Genomic DNA, 15,753 nt, shown 5'->3' on the forward strand with positions numbered 1-15,753 from the left:
CCGGACTCCGGCGGCGGTTGCCCGGAAGTGACTCGCAAGCGGTCCTTCTTCGGGCGGTGCCACCGAGCCGGCGATGAAGTTCGACAGCGCACAACCGAGTTGAACAATCGCCTTCCGGTTGGAGCGTTCGCCGAAGCCGTCATCGGCCGTATCGAAGCTGCCGTCGCAGCTGTCATAGGAGCCGTCACCGAACATTGTCACGGTCAGGTTAGCGCAGCGACTCGGCAAACGCACTCACCCCGCCGAGGAAAATCCTAGGGGACTCCCCGGATCGGGTCATTCCGGGCGAGCTCTCCGAAGCGGATCGAGCCGATACCCACTCGTCGCACCGCATGGTCTCCGGTACTGCCATTCCTGCACCGCCGACGGCATTCCGCACTCCGCGGCAAGCAGAAAGCACGCACTCACCGGGCCGCGACCTCGCCCGCAGCCGAACTTCCCGATGACCGCACCGGTTCCGCGTGGCAAGCGTCGGACTATCCCTCACGAGTAACGAGCGCGGTGCGGGATACCGATTTCGCAGCGGCGCCGGATCAGCGGAAGTTGCGGTCGTAGACCAACCGCAGCCCGAGCAGCGTCAGATCCGGCACGTGCTGGGTGATCGTTCGCGATTCGGCGACGACCAGTGGCGCGAGACCACCGGTGGCCAGCACCGTCGTCGGGCCGCCGTGGGTGGATTCCAGTTCCGCCACGATCTGCTCCACCAGCCCGTCGACCTGACCCGCGAAACCGAACAGGATCCCGGATTGCAGGCACTCCACGGTGTTCTTGCCGATCACCGAGCGGGGCCGGGTGAGTTCGACCTTGCGCAGCTGCGCGGCGCGGGAGGCCAGCGCGTCCAACGAGATCTCCACACCGGGCGCGAACGCGCCGCCGAGGAACTCCCCTTTCGACGAGATCACATCGACGTTCGTGGACGTACCGAAATCCACCACCACGCAGTTCGTGGAATGCAGGTGGTGCGCGGCCAAGGTGTTGATGACCCGGTCCGCGCCGACCTCCTTCGGGTTGTCCACCAGCAGCGGAACCCCGGTGCGCACACCCGGTTCCACCACGACTCGCGGCACCTCGTCCCAATAGCGGCCGAGCATCACGCGCAGTTCGCGCAGCAACGCGGGAACCGTGGACAACGCGGAGATGCCGGTTATCCCGTCGGCGTGCGAGCCGAGCAGACCGCGCACGGTCAGCGCGAGCTCGTCAGCCGTCATCCGCGGTTCGGTCCGCATCCGCCAGTCCCGCACCAGCCCGCCGTCCGCGCGATCCGCCCCGTCCGCTTCGTCGTAGAGGCCGAGGGTGATGTTGGTGTTGCCGACGTCCAGGGCGAGCAGCACCGGCTTCCTTCCTTCCAGATTTCGCCGCGGGGCGGGCTTCGGGGCGGGTCCGGCCGGTCAGGCTTCGGGACGGGCCAGCAGCGCGTCGAGGCGCGTGGCGTCGTCGGTCTCGGCGGGCGCCGCGGAATCCGCCGGTTCGACGGCGCTGGTGGCGAGCCCGGAACCTGCCGGGGCGGAACCCGGATCGGCGCCGCGTTCGACCACCGCGTTGTCCGCGTCGACGAAAACCACGTTGGCCTCGCGGCTGCGCGCCTCCGCCTCGTCCATCACCCCGTAGGCGATCAGGATGACCAGGTCACCGGGCTCGACCAGGTGCGCGGCCGCGCCGTTGATGCCGAGCACTCCGGACCCGCGCGCACCGGTGATCACGTAGGTCTCCAGCCGCGCCCCGTTGGTCACGTCGACGATCGTGACCTGCTCGCCCGCCAGCAGGTCGGCGGCGTCCATCAGGTCCGCGTCCACCGTGACGGATCCGACGTAGTGCAGGTCCGACCGGGTCACCGTGGCCCGGTGGATCTTCGACTTGAGCATCGTGCGGAACATCGGGACAGCTCCCCTTCATCCACCGCCGCAGCGGTCCGGCACCGGCCGCGGCGTCACTGGGAGCCCAGCACCACGAGCGCGTTGTCGATCAACCTGGTGGTGCCGACCTTCGCCGCCACCAGCAGCCGGGCTTCTCCGGACTCCGGTGCGGGCCCGAGTTCGGTGTCCCGCAGCTCCAGGTAGTCCGGCTGCACGAGCGGTTCCGCGTCGAGCACCTCGCGCGCGGCGGCGACCACCGCCGACGGCCCGGAACGACCCGCGTGCGCACCGGCGGCCATCGCCGCGGACAGCGCGAGCGCGGCGCGGCGCTGCTGCTCGTCCAAGTAGCCGTTGCGCGAGGACAGGGCCAGCCCGTCGGCGTTGCGCACGGTCGGCACGCCCTGGACGCCGGTGTCGAAGTTCAGCTCCCTGGCCATCCGGCGGATCAGCACCAACTGCTGGTAGTCCTTCTCGCCGAACAGCGCGTAGTCCGGGCGCACGATGCCGAGCAGCTTCGCGACCACGGTCAGCACCCCGTCGAAGTGCCCGGGCCTGCTGGCGCCTTCGAGCTGTTCGCCGATGGATCCCGCGGTGACGCCGATCTGCGGGTCCGGGCCGTACATCTGCGCCGGTTCCGGTGCCAGCACGAGCTCGGCGCCTTCCGCGCGGCAGACCTCCAGATCGGCTTCCTGCGAACGCGGGTAGCGGTCGAAGTCCTCGCCCGGCCCGAACTGCAGCGGGTTCACGAAGATCGACACGACGGTCACCGAGTTCGGCACCTTGCGCGCCGCGCGGATCAGCTCGACGTGCCCGGCGTGCAGCGCGCCCATCGTCGGCACCAGCACGACCTGCCGCCCCGTCGCGCGCAGCGCCCGCGTGACCTTCGCCAGCTCGGCGGGCATGCGGTGCACCGTGAGCTCTCGCGGCGTGAAACCGGGGCCTGCACCAACGCTGTTCGCTGTGGTCATCGCTGCTCCTCGTCCAGCGCGTCGGTCACTTCGGAAGCCGAGTGCCGGTCCAGCAACCCGGCCTGCTCGGCGCGCGCCGCGGTGCGGCGGGCCAGCTCCGCGTAGCCGGCGGAGACCTCCGGCGCGGACTCGCGCAGTTCGGCGAGGTGCGCCCGGACCGTGCCGGTGTCGCCCCGCGAAACCGGGCCGGTCAGCCCCTTGTCGCCGAAGCGCAGCGCGTTGTCCAGCGAGGCCGACAGGATCGGCGCCAGCACCCGTTCCGGGATCTCGACACCCGCGCCGCGCAGCAGGTCCGAGCACTCGTTGATCAGGGTGATCAGGTGGTTCGCGCCGTGCGAGAGCGCGGTGTGGTACAGCCGCCGGGCCTGCTCGGGCACCCGCACCGGTTCCGCGCCGAGTTCGAGCGCGAGCACTTCGCCGACGTTCCAGGAGGCTTCGTCCGCCCCGGCGGCGGTGACGGCCGCGCAGGCGCTCGCCAACCGCTCGACGTCCTCGGGTCGGCCGGTGAACGTCATCGCCGGGTGCAGCGCCAGCGGCAGCACGCCGACCTCCGCTGCGGGTTCGAGCACGGCGACGCCGTGCGCGCCGCAGGTGTGCACCAAGATCTGCCCGGAGCGCAGCGAGCCGGTGGCGACCAGGCCGCGCACCAGACCGGCGAGCACGTCGTCGGGCACCGCGAGCAGCACCAGATCGGCGGAGTTCGCGACCTCGTCGGGCGGGCGCACCGGAACTTGCGGCAGCAGCTCCTCGGCGCGGCGCAGCGACGCGGCGGAAACACCGGAGACCGCGACGACCTCGTGCCCGGCGCGCTGGAACGCTGCTCCCAGCACGGCGCCCACTCGGCCCGCGGAGATCACGCCGACCCGTAGCCGCGGGCCGTCGCCCCGGCGGGCCGGACGCCCGGCAGACATCGCCACGTCGTCCTCCCTACCTGTTCCAGTCCCGAACCGGGTACCGGACAGCAGCGCGAGAGTAGCCCGCGCGATGCGGTGCGCGGACAGGCGGGTGGGCAGGATTACGCGGGCGGTTCGGCCGGGCCGGGGCGATCAGGCCGCCGGGGCGGGAGCGTTGCCGCGTCCGCGTCGTGCCGGTGGTGCGGTCGCTCCGAGCTGCCGGACGGACTAGCCCGGGCGGTGCTGATCCGGCGGCGGGTTCGGGTGCGGCCGGTTCGGCGGGTGCTGACCCGGCGGGGATTGCGGAGGCCTGTGCTGCGGACCGTGGGGCTGCGCGTTCGGCGGATCGTGCGGGTTGCGCACCGGCTGGCCGGGTGCGGGCCGCGCGCCCGGGGGCGGGCCCGGCTGGGGCGGGGGCTGCTGGTGCGGGGCTTGCTGGTGCGGGGCTTGCTGATTCGGCCCCTGCTGATTCGGCCGGGCCGCCCGGCCCGCCTGATTCGCGTCCTCCTGCGCGTCGTCCGGAACCGTCGGCCACACCGCCGGGCGCCGCACGCTCTGCGTCAACTCGTGGATCTTGACCCGAGCGGTCTGGAACCCCTCCCGCGACCCGACGGCCTCCCGCCGGGCGGCCTTGAGCTCCTCGATCAGCTGCTCCCGCCGCGCGCGGCGCACCGCACTGGTGGTGCGCCCCTCGGCCGCGCGGTGCTGCAGGAACGCCAACTCGGTCACCGCGATCTGGTAGTCCCGCACCGCCTTCGCGGCATCCGCGCCCGCGCTGCGGCGCACTTTGCGCAACCAGCCCTGTCGGCCCGCCAGCGAAGCCAGCATCTCCACCTCGCTGCGCACGATCAGCCCGGCCCGCTGCAGCACCGGCAGCTGGTCCACGACGATCCGCTGCTCCCGCTTGCGCTGCCAGACGATCAGCCAGCCGGTGCCCGCGAAGATCGGCACCATGATCAGGAAGTACATGTTCAGGAAGCCCGTACCGCTGAGCAGCGTCGAAGCGTTCCAAGCCGCGTGCAGCACCACCGCGCCGAGGTAGCCCAGCAACGGCCACAGCACGCGCCGCCGGTTGTCGGCGGTGCGCGAGGCCAGCCCGATGCCGATGCCGACCATCGCGCTGAACAGCGGGTGCGAGAACGGCGCGAGCACGCCGCGCAGGATGAACACCGCGACCACCCCGCCCGTGGCGTTGCCCAGGCCGCCCTCCGCGAACGCCTTGCCGAAGTACAGGATGTTCTCGGTGAACGCGAAGCCCGCCGCGGTCAGGCTCGCGTAGACGATGCCGTCGACCAGGCCGTTGAACTCCGAGCGCCGCCGGAACCACAGCGCCACCACGAACAGCGCCTTGGCGCCCTCCTCCACCAGCGGGGCCATCAGCGCGCGCTCGAAGAAGACGTGCCTGCTGGGGCCGAACAGCAGCTCACCGAGCCCGACCACCGAGTCGTTGAGCAGCAACGAGCACGCCGTGGCACCACCCGCGCCCCACAGGAACGCGCCGAGCATGAGCAGCGGCGGCTCCGGTTCCCAGCGGTCGATCCACACGATGGCGGCGAACACGACGCCCACCGGGATCAACGCCGCCAACGCGCCGACCAGCGCGGGCAGCGCACCGACCCGGGAGGTGGCCACGCCGACCATCACCAGACCGACCACGCCGAGCACCAGCAGACCGGCCACCGGCAGACCGACCGCGGAATGCTTGCGGGTCTGCAGCCTGCGCGCACCGGAGAGGTCGGGACCGGGAAGATCAGGATGGGACACGCCCGAAACCTTAGAACGCGGCCGGGCCGCCCGGGACCGCCCGGGCGGCGATCTGCACGCTGACCGGTCCGGCAAAATCGTCGCAACGCCTCGGCGAAGCGTTCAGGGCGATGCGGGTGGGCAGGCCGCGCGGCTCAGTCGCTGCGGCGACGGCGGCGCTTCGACGCGGAGCCGCGCGAATCGCCGTAGGCGGCGAGCAGGTCGGTGACCGAAGTGCCCTCGGTGTGCGCTCCGGCCGCGTTCGACGGTTCCGCTGCTTGCGGCTCGGCCGGTTGCTGCGGCTTCGCCGGTGCTCCAGCGGGATTCCCCGGTGCTGCTGCGGAGGTTTCCGGTGGCCCTGAGTGGTGTTGCGCAGGCGGGGCGGAGTTTTGCGGCGCCGCCGCGCGGTCCTGCGTCGACGCCGGGGAACTTTCTGGTGCCGCAGCGCTTTTCGGTTGCACGGCAGGTTGTTCGGCCGTCATGGCCGGATTGCCCACCCCGGCCTGCTGGGGATGCCCGCCGGTTCCCTGCGCACCAGCGGCCGGCGCCGGCTGGTGCGCGGCGGCGCGCCCGGTCGCGGCGGGGTTGCCCGCGAGAGCCTCCTGCACATCGGTGCCGCCGTTCACCGGGATCTCCCCGGTCCGGCTCGCCGGGTGCTCCCGCGGCCGCTGGATCGGCGGTTGCGGCTGCTGCGCGGGCCACGCGCCCTGCGCGACGTTGCGCGGTTTCCGCGGTTCCGGCTGCCGGGGAGCGGGTCTGCCCTGCTGCGGACGGGACTTGCGCGGACGCGGCTGGCGCGGCGGTTGCTGCTCGCCCACGTGCGGATCCACCTGGCCCTGCACACCGGTGGAGAGCTTGCCGCGGCCGTCGCCGTGCTGGATCACCCGCGGCTGGTTCCCGGTGCCGCCGTGCTCGGCCAGCGAGCGCAGCCGGGTGGACTCCGCGCGCAGCGCGACCCGCTCGAACAGCACGTCGCCGCCGAGCACCTTCTCCAGGTTCTCCCGCAGCGACTGCAGCTCCGCCTTCAACGCCTGGATCTCGGTGTCGGACTGCTCGGCGGCCTTGCGCCGGGCGTCGGCTTCGGCCTCGGCCTCGAACTCACGGCGAGCGGCGATCTCGCGCTCCAGCTCCAGCTCGTAGATCCGCTGCCGCTCGTCGGAGCGCTCCGCCTCGGCCGCGACCTTGGCGCGCAGCTTGGCCACCGCGAACGCGCCGAGCAGCGCCGCCCACAGCGCCGCCACCAAGCCCAGTTTGAGCACCCGCGAGTCGTCGCTGAGCACCATCACCGCGGCCGCCGCGGCGGCGAGCACGACCGTGCCGATCCACAGCGCCGAGGTATGTCGAGGCGCGTGTTCGGGGCGGCCGGAGCTGGTCATGTCCGCACGGTACCCGGCGGTTACCTGTTCGAGATCCGCAGGGAACCGACCGCTCGGCATGTTCCGCGGCGCGCACCAGTGCCATACCTCCGGACGGCCGAGCCGTTGTTTTCCGCGTGAGAGAAACCCGCGGAGTCACTCCTCGTCGTCGTGCTCTTCGGGGTCGTCCGGATTGCGCAGGCAGTGCTCCAGCCACAACCCGGCCGCCACCAGCAGCGCCGCGCTCACCAGCCCGATGACGGCCGCCGGGGTGTCCGAGGCCGCGGCCTGCACTTCGCCGCGCATCGGCAGCAGGAAGCCGAGCAGGCCGAGCCACACCCCGCCCATGATCGCGCCGGCCATCGAGGAAGCCTTCGCCAGCGCGACCGCGCGCGCCGCGGTCAGCGAATCCACCGGCTCGGTACCGGACTTGCGCAGGATCCGCGGCCGCATGGTGCTGGCCAGGATCACGTCGACGATCGCGACCAGCAGCAACGTCGCGCCCGCGAGCGCGGGCAGCCGCGGCAGTCCGCCATAGGCTGCGCGGCAGCCCAGGTACGCCAGCGCACCCGCCACGACGGCGGCGATGACGAGGTGCCGGATCTGGGTGAAGCTCATCCGCTCTTGCTGCCGAGGTGCCACCGGACCAGCATCCCACCGCGCGGCCCCGTGCCCGCCACGCCCCGCAGCGGAAATCGGGCTTGCACTTCCAGCGGCTGGAAGGCGGAAGGTGACCGGCGTGGACGACGACCAGCGCTACAGCATCGGAGAGCTCAGCCGCCGCACGGGCCTGAGCGCCAAGACGATCCGGTTCTACTCCGACGAGGGCCTGGTCCCGCCCATCGACCGCACCTCCGCGGGCCACCGCCGCTACGACGTGACCGCGATGGCCCGGCTCGAGCTGGTGCGCACGTTGCGCGACCTCGGTGCCGGTCTCGGCGAGGTACGCCGCGTGCTGGCCGCCGAGACGGATCTGCCGTCGCTGGCGCAGCGGCAGCTTCAGCTGGTGGAGGAGCAGTTGCGGCGGCTGCGGACGCGGCGGGCCGTGCTGCGCGCGGTCGTCCGGGAGCAGAAGACGACCGAAGAGGTGAGGCTCATGCACAAGCTCGCGCAGATGTCGGACGGCGAGCGCGACCGGCTGATCGACGAGTTCTGGGACTACACGATCAGCGGGCTGGACATCGACGAGGAATTCGCCGAGTGGATGCGTTCGGCGAAACCCCGGTTGCCGGACGACCCGAATCCCGCGCAGGTCGAAGCGTGGGTGGAACTGGCCGAGCTGATCAACGACCAGAGCTTCCGCGCCGCGGTGCGGGAGATGTGGCGCCGGCAGGCCGAGCGGATGGCGGCGGGCGACGAGGTTCCCGTGCAGACCCCGGACCAGGCGGCGCAGTGGTGGTCGCTGCACGACGACGTCAACGCGGCCGAGCAGGCGGGCACGGCGCCGGACTCGGCTCGTGGCCGGGAGCTAGCCGAGCGGGCCGCCCGGACCTACGCCGAGCAGCTCGGCACCGCCGACTCGCCGCAGGTCCGCGGCGAGCTGGCGGAGTTCCTGGCGCAGCCGGTCGACGAGCGGATGTCGCGCTACTGGGAGCTGCTGGCGATCATCAACGACTGGCCCGCGCACCCGACCAGGCAGGCCGGGATGCACTGGCTCGCCGCCGCGGTGCGCGGCACGCTGGATTGATCCACTCTGGACTGATCCCTGCTGAGCCTGATCCGCGCTCGCCCTCCCGCCGACACGCCCGCCCACCCGCCGAACGGTGCACTTCCACCCGGAGTGAACGACCTCTTCGCCCTACAAGACTGGGCGAACGGTCCGTTCACTCATTGCGGAAATCGCAGCAGAGCGCCGGTTTCCGGGCGTGTCGGCGCAGCGCGGAGCTCGGATCGGAGCGAACAGGCGGTTCTTCAGCGCGGAATGCGCAGCGCGAGGTCCGGGCGGGCACGCACTGCTTCGAGGTCGGCAGCGGGCAAGGCATCGCGCAGCGCCGCGACCGGACCGCGCCCGGGCAGCACCGCCTCCGGCTCGACCGCGAGCCACGGGATCAGCACCGTCGCCCGGCTCGGCGTTCCGGGATGCGGCAGCAGCAGGTCCGGGTGCTCGCTGCGCACCCCGTCCACGGCGACGACGTCGACGTCCAGCGTGCGCGGACCCCAGCGCTGCTCACGGATCCGTTCCGCAGCCCGTTCCAGCTCTTGAGCGCGCCGCAGCCAACCCCATTCGTCCACATCGGACGACTGCACCACGAGCACCGCGTTGAGGAAGTCCGGCTGATCGGTCACGCCCCACGGTTCGGTCTCGAACACCGGTGAGGCCGCCACCAGGACGTCGGCGAACCCGTCCACGGCCAGCTGCAGGAAACCCAGCCGGTCCCCCAGATTCGACCCGAGCGAGAGCACCGCCCTGCTCATCCGCACCCTCCCGCCAGATCAAGCTCGCCGATCGCTGTCACGCCGCCCCGATGTCGTGCAGCTCGATCGATCGCAGAGAGCCGCGGTCGCTCCCACGAAGCAGACCATCTCGCCGCGAACCAGCTCAGGGCGAGTTGCCGCCCCGGCCACCGCGCCGCGAACGGCGGATCGTCACCGCCACGTCCGCGAACGTCAACGGGATCGGGGCGGACGGCTTGTGGATCGTCACCTCCGCGGCGTGCGCGGCGTGCGCAGCCATGATGCCGTCGGCGATCTCCGCGGCCACGGTCTCGATCAGATCCCGCGAGGGACCGCCCACCACGTCCGCCGCGCGCTGCGCCAGCTCGCCGTAGTTCAGCGTCTGCGCCAGGTCGTCGTCCGCCGCGGCACCCGCCAAGTCGGCCCACACGGTGATGTCGACGGAGAACTCGTGCCCGTCGCGCTTCTCCTGGTCGTAGACCCCGTGCCTGCCGTGCACCCGCAGCCCGGTCAACGTGATCCGGTCAGCCAACGGTCCTCCCCGCTCGCCACGCCGCGGCCACCGCGACCGCGTCCAACGAACTCACCACGTCGTGCACCCGGACCGCCCACGCGCCGCGGTCCGCGGCCAGCGCCGAAACCGCCGCCGTCGCGGTCTCCCGCCCGGTGGGCGGGCGCGGCGTGCCGTCCGGATCGGCCAGCAGCTTGCCGAGGAACCGCTTGCGGGCAGCGCCCACCAGCACCGGGAACCCGAGCTGCACGAACTCGCCGAGGTCGTGCAGCAGCGCCCAGTCGTGCTCCCCGGTCTTGGCGAAGCCGAGCCCCGGGTCGAGCACGATCGCCTCCTCCCGGACACCGGCCCGCACCGCCGCGTCCACCTGCCGCAGCAGTTCGGAACGCACCTCGGCGACCACGTCGGTGTAGTTCGCCAGCGAATTCATGTCCCGGCTGTGCCCGCGCCAGTGCATCAGCACCCACGGCAACCCGGTCTCCGCGGCCACCCGCGCCATGTCCGGGTCCGCCAGCCCGCCGGAAACGTCGTTGATCATCGCGGCACCGGCCTTCGCGGTGGCCTCCGCGACCTGCGCACGCGTGGTGTCCACGCTCACCGGCACACCGGCCGCGACCAGCTCGGTCACCACCGGAAGCACCCGATCGGCCTCGGTGCCGGGATCGACCCGCGCCGATCCCGGCCGGGTGGACTCGCCACCGACGTCGATGATGTCCGCGCCCGCCCGGTGCATCTCGATGCCGTGCTCGATCGCGGCCGCGCGGTCCAGGTAGCGCCCGCCGTCCGAGAACGAATCCGGCGTCACGTTCAACACGCCCAGCACGGCGCACCGGCCGGGGCGGGGCAGCTCGACGACCATCAGTTCCCCCTGATCAACGCCAGGGCCTCGGACCGCGACGAAGCCGACGTGCGGAACACGCCGCGCACCGCCGAAGTGGTCGTGGTCGACCCGGCCTTGCGCACGCCGCGCATCCCCATGCACAGGTGCTCGGCGTCGACCACCACGATCACGCCGCGCGGTTCGAGTTTGCGCACCAGGGCGTCGGCGACCTGCGAAGTCAGCCGCTCCTGCACCTGCGGGCGCTTCGCGTACAGATCCACCAGCCGGGCCAGCTTGGACAGCCCGGTCACCCGGCCCTTCTCGTTCGGGATGTAGCCGATGTGCGCGACCCCGTGGAACGGCAGCAGGTGGTGCTCGCACTGCGAGTACATCGGGATGTCGCGCACCAGCACGAGTTCCTCGTGCGCTTCGTCGAAGGTGCGGTCGAGCACCTCGTCCGGGTCGGTGTAGAGGCCCGCGAACAGTTCCTGGTACGCCCGCGCCACCCGGGACGGGGTTTCCCGCAGGCCCTCCCGGTCCGGGTCCTCACCGGCGGCGAGCAGCAGTTCCCGGATCGCCGCCTGCGCCCGCTCGTGGTCGAAGCGGGGGTGTTCGAACGTCGTCGCGGACGGCCGGAAGTCGTCCTCCGACCCGGCTTGCTCACCGAGACTGCTGATCACTGGTCGTTCCTCCACCGGTTCGGCCGCACCGATGGGGGCACCGGCGTGCGGTGCCCCCATCGGCGTTGCTCGTGCACCGGCTCGATTCCTCGACGCGCGGCCGTCGTGCTCAGCGGGACGTGCCGCCGCCGCCCGATTCGTCTCCCCGGTCCGTCCGGTTCGGGTCCTCGCCCGCGGGCGGGGACTGCGCCGAGTTCTGCTCGGTCCCGGACCGGTTGGCCTGGTCCTGCGCACCCGAAGCGTTCTGGCCTTCGGCCGTGCCGGGCTGCTGGTTCCCCGGCTGCTGGCTGCCGTACTGCTGGCTGGCCGGCTGCTGGGGCTGTTGCCCGCCGTACTGCTCACCCGGACCGGCCGTGGGCTGCTGGCGTTCCCAGGACGGAACCCACTGGTAGGGCTGCTGCTGTCCAGCCGGCTGCTGCCCGCCCGGCGCGACACCGCCGGACGCCGTGGCCGGGCTCCACCCGGGCGGAGCGCCGTAGTTCGGCGGCACGCCGTGCGGCAGCTGCTGGCCCTGCGGAGGCTGGCCCTGCTGTGGGTACTGCCCGCCCTGCGGTTGCTGCCCCTGCTGGTACTGGCCCTGCGGGTACTGGCCCTGCTGCGGGTTCGGGAACTGGACGGTGCCCTGATTCTGCTGGTCGTACTGCTGGTTCTGCTGCGCACCCGGGACCGCGCCCGCGGGCACCGAACCGTTCTGCTGACCGGCACTGACCGGCGTGGGCTCGGCCTCCGGCGGGGGCCACGGCTCGCCGCGCTCGATCGCCTGCTCGCCAGGGGTCTTGATCGGCGGCTTCTCCGACGGGGTGCGCCCGCCGAAGTCGTTGAACGCGGTGATCCGCGGCCGCTTCTCCACCCGGGAGAAGATCCGCTCCAGGTCCTTGCGGACCAGCGTCTCCTTCTCCAGGACCTCCATCACGAGGTCGTCGAGGACGTCGCGGTAGGTGTTGAGCACCTCCCACGCCTCGGTGTGCGCGGCCTCGATGAGCTTGCGCACCTCCTCGTCGATCTCGTGCGCGACCTCCAGCGAGTAGTTCGGCTGCTGCCCGGCGGAACGGCCCAGGAACGGGTCGCCCTCCTCCTTGCCGTACTTGACCGCGCCGAGGCGGGCGGTCATGCCGTACTCGGTGACCATCGCGCGGGCGATCTTGGTCGCCTGCTCGATGTCGCTGGAGGCACCGGTGGTCGGCTCGTGGAACACCAGCTCCTCGGCGGAGCGTCCGCCGAGCGCGAAGACCAGCCGCCCGATCATCTCCGAGCGGGTCATCATGTCCTTGTCGTCCTCGGGAACGACCAAGGCGTGCCCACCGGTCCGGCCGCGCGGCAGGATCGTGAGCTTGTAGACCGGCTCCACGTCCGGCATCGCCCACGCGGCGAGTGCGTGCCCGCCCTCGTGATAAGCGGTGATCTTCTTGTCCCGCTCCGAAATGATCTTGCTCTTGCGCCGCGGGCCGCCGATCACGCGGTCCACCGACTCCTCCAGGGCGGCGGCGGTGATCAGCTGGCCGTTCTCCCTGGCGGTGAGCAGCGCGGCCTCGTTGACCACGTTCTCCAGGTCCGCGCCGGAGAACCCGACGGTGCGCTTGGCCAGGCCTTCCATGTCCGCGTCCCCGGCGAGCGGCTTGCCCTTGGAGTGCACGCCCAGGATCGCGCGGCGGCCCCGCAGGTCCGGCGCCGAAACCGGGATCTGCCGGTCGAACCGGCCCGGCCGCAGCAGCGCCGGGTCCAGGATGTCCGGGCGGTTCGTCGCCGCGATCAGGATGATCCCGCCGCGGGAGTCGAACCCGTCCATCTCCACCAGCAGCTGGTTGAGCGTCTGCTCCCGCTCGTCGTGCCCGCCGCCGAGCCCGGCGCCGCGCTGGCGGCCGACCGCGTCGATCTCGTCGACGAACACGATGCACGGCGCGTTCTGCTTGGCCTGCTCGAACAGGTCGCGGACGCGGGAGGCGCCGACACCGACGAACATCTCCACGAAGTCCGAACCGGAGATCGAGTAGAACGGCACGCCCGCCTCACCGGCGACGGCCCGCGCCAGCAGCGTCTTACCGGTGCCGGGCGGCCCGTACAGCAGCACGCCCTTCGGGATCTTCGCGCCGAGCGCCTGGTAGCGCGCCGGGTAGGAGAGGAAGTCCTTGATCTCGTGCAGCTCTTCGACGGCCTCGTCGGCACCGGCGACGTCGCCGAACAGCGTCTTGGGCATGTCCTTGGTGAGCTGCTTGGCCTTGGACTTGCCGAAGTTCAACACCCGGTTGCCGCCGCCCTGGACGTTGTTCATCATCCACATCAGCAGCAGCACCAGCAGGCCGATCGGCACCAGGTAGATCAGCATCTGCATCCAGAGCGAATCCTGGGTGACCTGGGTGTTCCAGCTGCCGACGCCGGCCTGGCGGATCTCGTTGACCACCGCGTCGGTGGAGCCCGCGGGGTACTGGGTCGTCAGCATCGAGCTGCCGTCGAAGCTCTGGCCGGGCTTCATGGTCAGCAGCACGCGCTGTTCTTTGTCCTGGATGGTCGCTTCGGAGACCTTGCCTTCGGAGATCTGCTGAAGCGCTTGGGAGGTGGAGACCGGGTGGTAGCCCCGGGTCTCGTCCATGATCACGCTGAGGCCCCACATCAGCGCGAACACCGCCAGGATCCAAAGCAGCGGGTTACGGAGCAGGCGCTTTCGGTCCATTCACTTGCGGCCGACGGATTCGGCCTCGACCCTCCCTGACTTCACCTCGGGCAACGGCACCGGTGAACGGCGCACGCACGAACCGTCGCCGCCGTCAACCCCCTCGAACCAGCGTACCGGCCGCCACGAGTGCGCGACCACGCCGCGAGCCGTGCAGTCAGACCAGCCTACTCTTGGCCGGAACCGGATCTTTCGCGCGGCCGTTCCCGCCCGCCGGTGCGGCGTCACAGCCCCGAGGTGTAGACCTTCGGGTCCAAGGAGCCGATGTAGGGCAGGTCGCGGTAGCGCTCGGCGAAGTCCAGCCCGTAGCCCACGACGAACTCGTTCGGGATGTCGAACCCGACGTAGCGGACCGGCACGTCCACCTGCACCGCGTCCGGCTTGCGCAGCAGCGTGCACACCTCCAGGGAGGCGGGGTTGCGCGAAGCCAGGTTCTTCAGCAGCCAGGACAGCGTCAGCCCGGAGTCGATGATGTCCTCCACGATCAGCACCTGGCGGCCCGCGATGTCCCGGTCCAGGTCCTTGAGGATCCGCACGACGCCGGACGACGAGGTCGAGGAGCCGTACGAGCTGACCGCCATGAACTCCAGCTGGGCGGGCTGCGGCAGCGCCCGCGCCAGGTCGGTCATGACCATCACCGCACCCTTGAGCACTCCCACCAGCAGCAGGTCCCCGCCCGGGGCGTCCCGGTAGTCCTCGGAGATCTGCTTGGCCAACTCGGCCGTCTTGTCCTTGATCTGCTGCTCGGTGATGAGCACTGAAGCGATGTCGCCGTCGTACACGGCCCGGCTTCCCCTCTCCTGTTGGGCGCACGTTCACCCGCCGCTCAACCGTTCGGCGGTTCCTCGTCCACCACGTTCCACCTGAAGCCTGCCATGCGTCCGGCGCAGCACAAAGTTGCCCGGCAGAGCGTGACCACCCTGTCCCCGCCAGTCACCGATCAGGGCGTCCGCGGACCGCAGATGGGCGTCCGAGAGCTCGGCGACGCCCTGCTGCAGCAACCAACCGCGCAGCACCCGGCGCCGCACCGCGGGCGGTTCGGCTGCCAGCGCCGTCGCGTCGAGCGCGCCCGCGAGCTCGACCCGGCCGCGCACTCGTGCCGCGACCGCGTCCAGCGCGTCCACGTCCTCGCGCAGCTGGCGGGCCGTGCGGGCCAACGCCGGTGCGACGCCGCCCTGCAGCACTTCCTCCAGCAGCGGGAGCACTTCCCCGCGCAGCCGGACGCGGGTGAACCTGCCGTCGCTGTTGTGCGGGTCCTGCCACGGCACCAGGCCGAGTTCGGCGCAGGAACGGGCCGTGGTCTCCCTGGTGATCTCCAGCAGCGGCCGCGCCCAGGGTTCGTCCCACGCGCGCATCCCGGCCAGCGAACGAGCTCCCGAACCGCGTCCCAATCCCAGCAGCACCGTCTCGGCCTGATCGTCCAGCGTGTGCCCGAGCAGCACCATCGACCCGTCCGGCCGCGCCCGCTCCAGCGCCTCGTACCGCGCGCGGCGAGCGGCGGCCTCCGTGCCGCCTGCACCGCTCACCCGCACCGGCAGTACTTGCACGTCCGGGAAATCCAGTGCCCGCAACTGGTCGGCAGCCGTCGAAGCCACCTCTGCGGATTCCTCCTGCAACCCGTGGTCCACGACCACTCCGCGCAGCGAGCGACCTTCGCGGGCCGCCACGTGCGAAGCGGCGGCGGCGAGCGCGAGCGAGTCGGCGCCACCGGAACACGCCACCACCAGCGGGGCCGCGTTTCCGGCCGCGGCGAGAAAGCGGCGCAGCGCCGTTCGCACGGCCAGAGTCGCCTGGCCTGCGAAGCGGCTGGCGCCGTCGGCCGCGGGGCCGGGGAACGCGGAGGTCACGACAACATTGTGCGGGGCGCG

At 71.7% G+C, this 15,753-nt stretch carries 15 protein-coding genes; 1 reads left to right on the forward strand and 14 read right to left on the reverse strand.

Features of this window, described 5'->3' with window-relative positions; translation table 11 throughout:
- Positions 1–533: 533 nt before the first annotated feature.
- The 7 genes from V1457_RS05970 to V1457_RS06000 all read right to left on the reverse strand — a co-directional run bounded on the left by V1457_RS05970 (position 534) and on the right by V1457_RS06000 (position 7,430).
- Entirely contained in the window at positions 534–1,331 is a 798-nt protein-coding gene (locus tag V1457_RS05970; protein WP_200068283.1) for a type III pantothenate kinase, read from the reverse strand.
- A gap of 57 nt (positions 1,332–1,388) precedes the next feature.
- Positions 1,389–1,874: an aspartate 1-decarboxylase gene (panD, locus tag V1457_RS05975; protein WP_200068282.1), complete on the reverse strand. Its 486-nt coding sequence runs from the start codon at positions 1,872–1,874 to the stop codon at positions 1,389–1,391.
- A gap of 53 nt (positions 1,875–1,927) precedes the next feature.
- Positions 1,928–2,821, reverse strand: coding sequence for a pantoate--beta-alanine ligase (gene panC / locus V1457_RS05980; RefSeq protein WP_338601198.1), 894 nt, complete (start codon positions 2,819–2,821; stop codon positions 1,928–1,930).
- A complete protein-coding gene (locus V1457_RS05985; RefSeq protein ID WP_338604844.1) occupies positions 2,818–3,732 on the reverse strand; it encodes a DUF2520 domain-containing protein in 915 nt (304 codons plus the stop codon). Before V1457_RS05985 ends, panC begins: the two co-directional genes overlap by 4 nt.
- 210 nt (positions 3,733–3,942) lie before the next feature.
- Positions 3,943–5,478, reverse strand: coding sequence for a PrsW family glutamic-type intramembrane protease (locus V1457_RS05990; protein ID WP_338601201.1), 1,536 nt, complete (start codon positions 5,476–5,478; stop codon positions 3,943–3,945).
- Between the two features lie 134 nt (positions 5,479–5,612).
- Positions 5,613–6,833, reverse strand: a complete 1,221-nt coding sequence (locus V1457_RS05995) for a DUF6779 domain-containing protein (RefSeq protein WP_338601206.1) — start codon at positions 6,831–6,833, stop codon at positions 5,613–5,615.
- 135 nt (positions 6,834–6,968) lie between these two features.
- Positions 6,969–7,430, reverse strand: coding sequence for a DUF3180 domain-containing protein (locus V1457_RS06000; RefSeq protein WP_200068280.1), 462 nt, complete (start codon positions 7,428–7,430; stop codon positions 6,969–6,971).
- Between the two features lie 121 nt (positions 7,431–7,551).
- Here V1457_RS06000 and V1457_RS06005 point away from each other — a divergent pair, with 121 nt between their 5' ends.
- The gene (locus V1457_RS06005; protein ID WP_338601211.1) at positions 7,552–8,499 is read left to right on the forward strand and encodes a MerR family transcriptional regulator; all 948 of its coding nucleotides are present in this window, start codon (positions 7,552–7,554) and stop codon (positions 8,497–8,499) included.
- A 224-nt stretch (positions 8,500–8,723) separates the two neighbouring features.
- Here V1457_RS06005 and folK read toward each other — a convergent pair whose 3' ends face one another.
- From folK to tilS, 7 genes are all read right to left on the reverse strand, one after another.
- Complete coding sequence (gene folK / locus V1457_RS06010) at positions 8,724–9,227, reverse strand: 2-amino-4-hydroxy-6-hydroxymethyldihydropteridine diphosphokinase (protein ID WP_295142368.1); 504 nt, start codon at positions 9,225–9,227, stop codon at positions 8,724–8,726.
- Between the two features lie 124 nt (positions 9,228–9,351).
- A complete protein-coding gene (folB, locus tag V1457_RS06015; RefSeq protein ID WP_338601216.1) occupies positions 9,352–9,738 on the reverse strand; it encodes a dihydroneopterin aldolase in 387 nt (128 codons plus the stop codon).
- A complete protein-coding gene (folP, locus tag V1457_RS06020; protein WP_200068276.1) occupies positions 9,731–10,576 on the reverse strand; it encodes a dihydropteroate synthase in 846 nt (281 codons plus the stop codon). Before folP ends, folB begins: the two co-directional genes overlap by 8 nt.
- A complete protein-coding gene (gene folE / locus V1457_RS06025) occupies positions 10,576–11,217 on the reverse strand; it encodes a GTP cyclohydrolase I FolE (protein ID WP_295142362.1) in 642 nt (213 codons plus the stop codon). Before folE ends, folP begins: the two co-directional genes overlap by 1 nt.
- A gap of 109 nt (positions 11,218–11,326) precedes the next feature.
- Complete coding sequence (gene ftsH / locus V1457_RS06030; protein ID WP_338601221.1) at positions 11,327–13,885, reverse strand: ATP-dependent zinc metalloprotease FtsH; 2,559 nt, start codon at positions 13,883–13,885, stop codon at positions 11,327–11,329.
- Positions 13,886–14,109: 224 nt separating this feature from the next.
- Positions 14,110–14,667, reverse strand: coding sequence for a hypoxanthine phosphoribosyltransferase (hpt, locus tag V1457_RS06035; RefSeq protein ID WP_200068273.1), 558 nt, complete (start codon positions 14,665–14,667; stop codon positions 14,110–14,112).
- A 33-nt stretch (positions 14,668–14,700) separates the two neighbouring features.
- Entirely contained in the window at positions 14,701–15,732 is a 1,032-nt protein-coding gene (tilS, locus tag V1457_RS06040) for a tRNA lysidine(34) synthetase TilS (RefSeq protein ID WP_374220906.1), read from the reverse strand.
- Positions 15,733–15,753 lie beyond the last annotated feature (21 nt).

This window comes from Saccharopolyspora sp. SCSIO 74807, from assembly GCF_037023755.1.
In the GTDB taxonomy this organism is placed as follows: Bacteria; Actinomycetota; Actinomycetes; order Mycobacteriales; family Pseudonocardiaceae; genus Saccharopolyspora_C; species Saccharopolyspora_C galaxeae.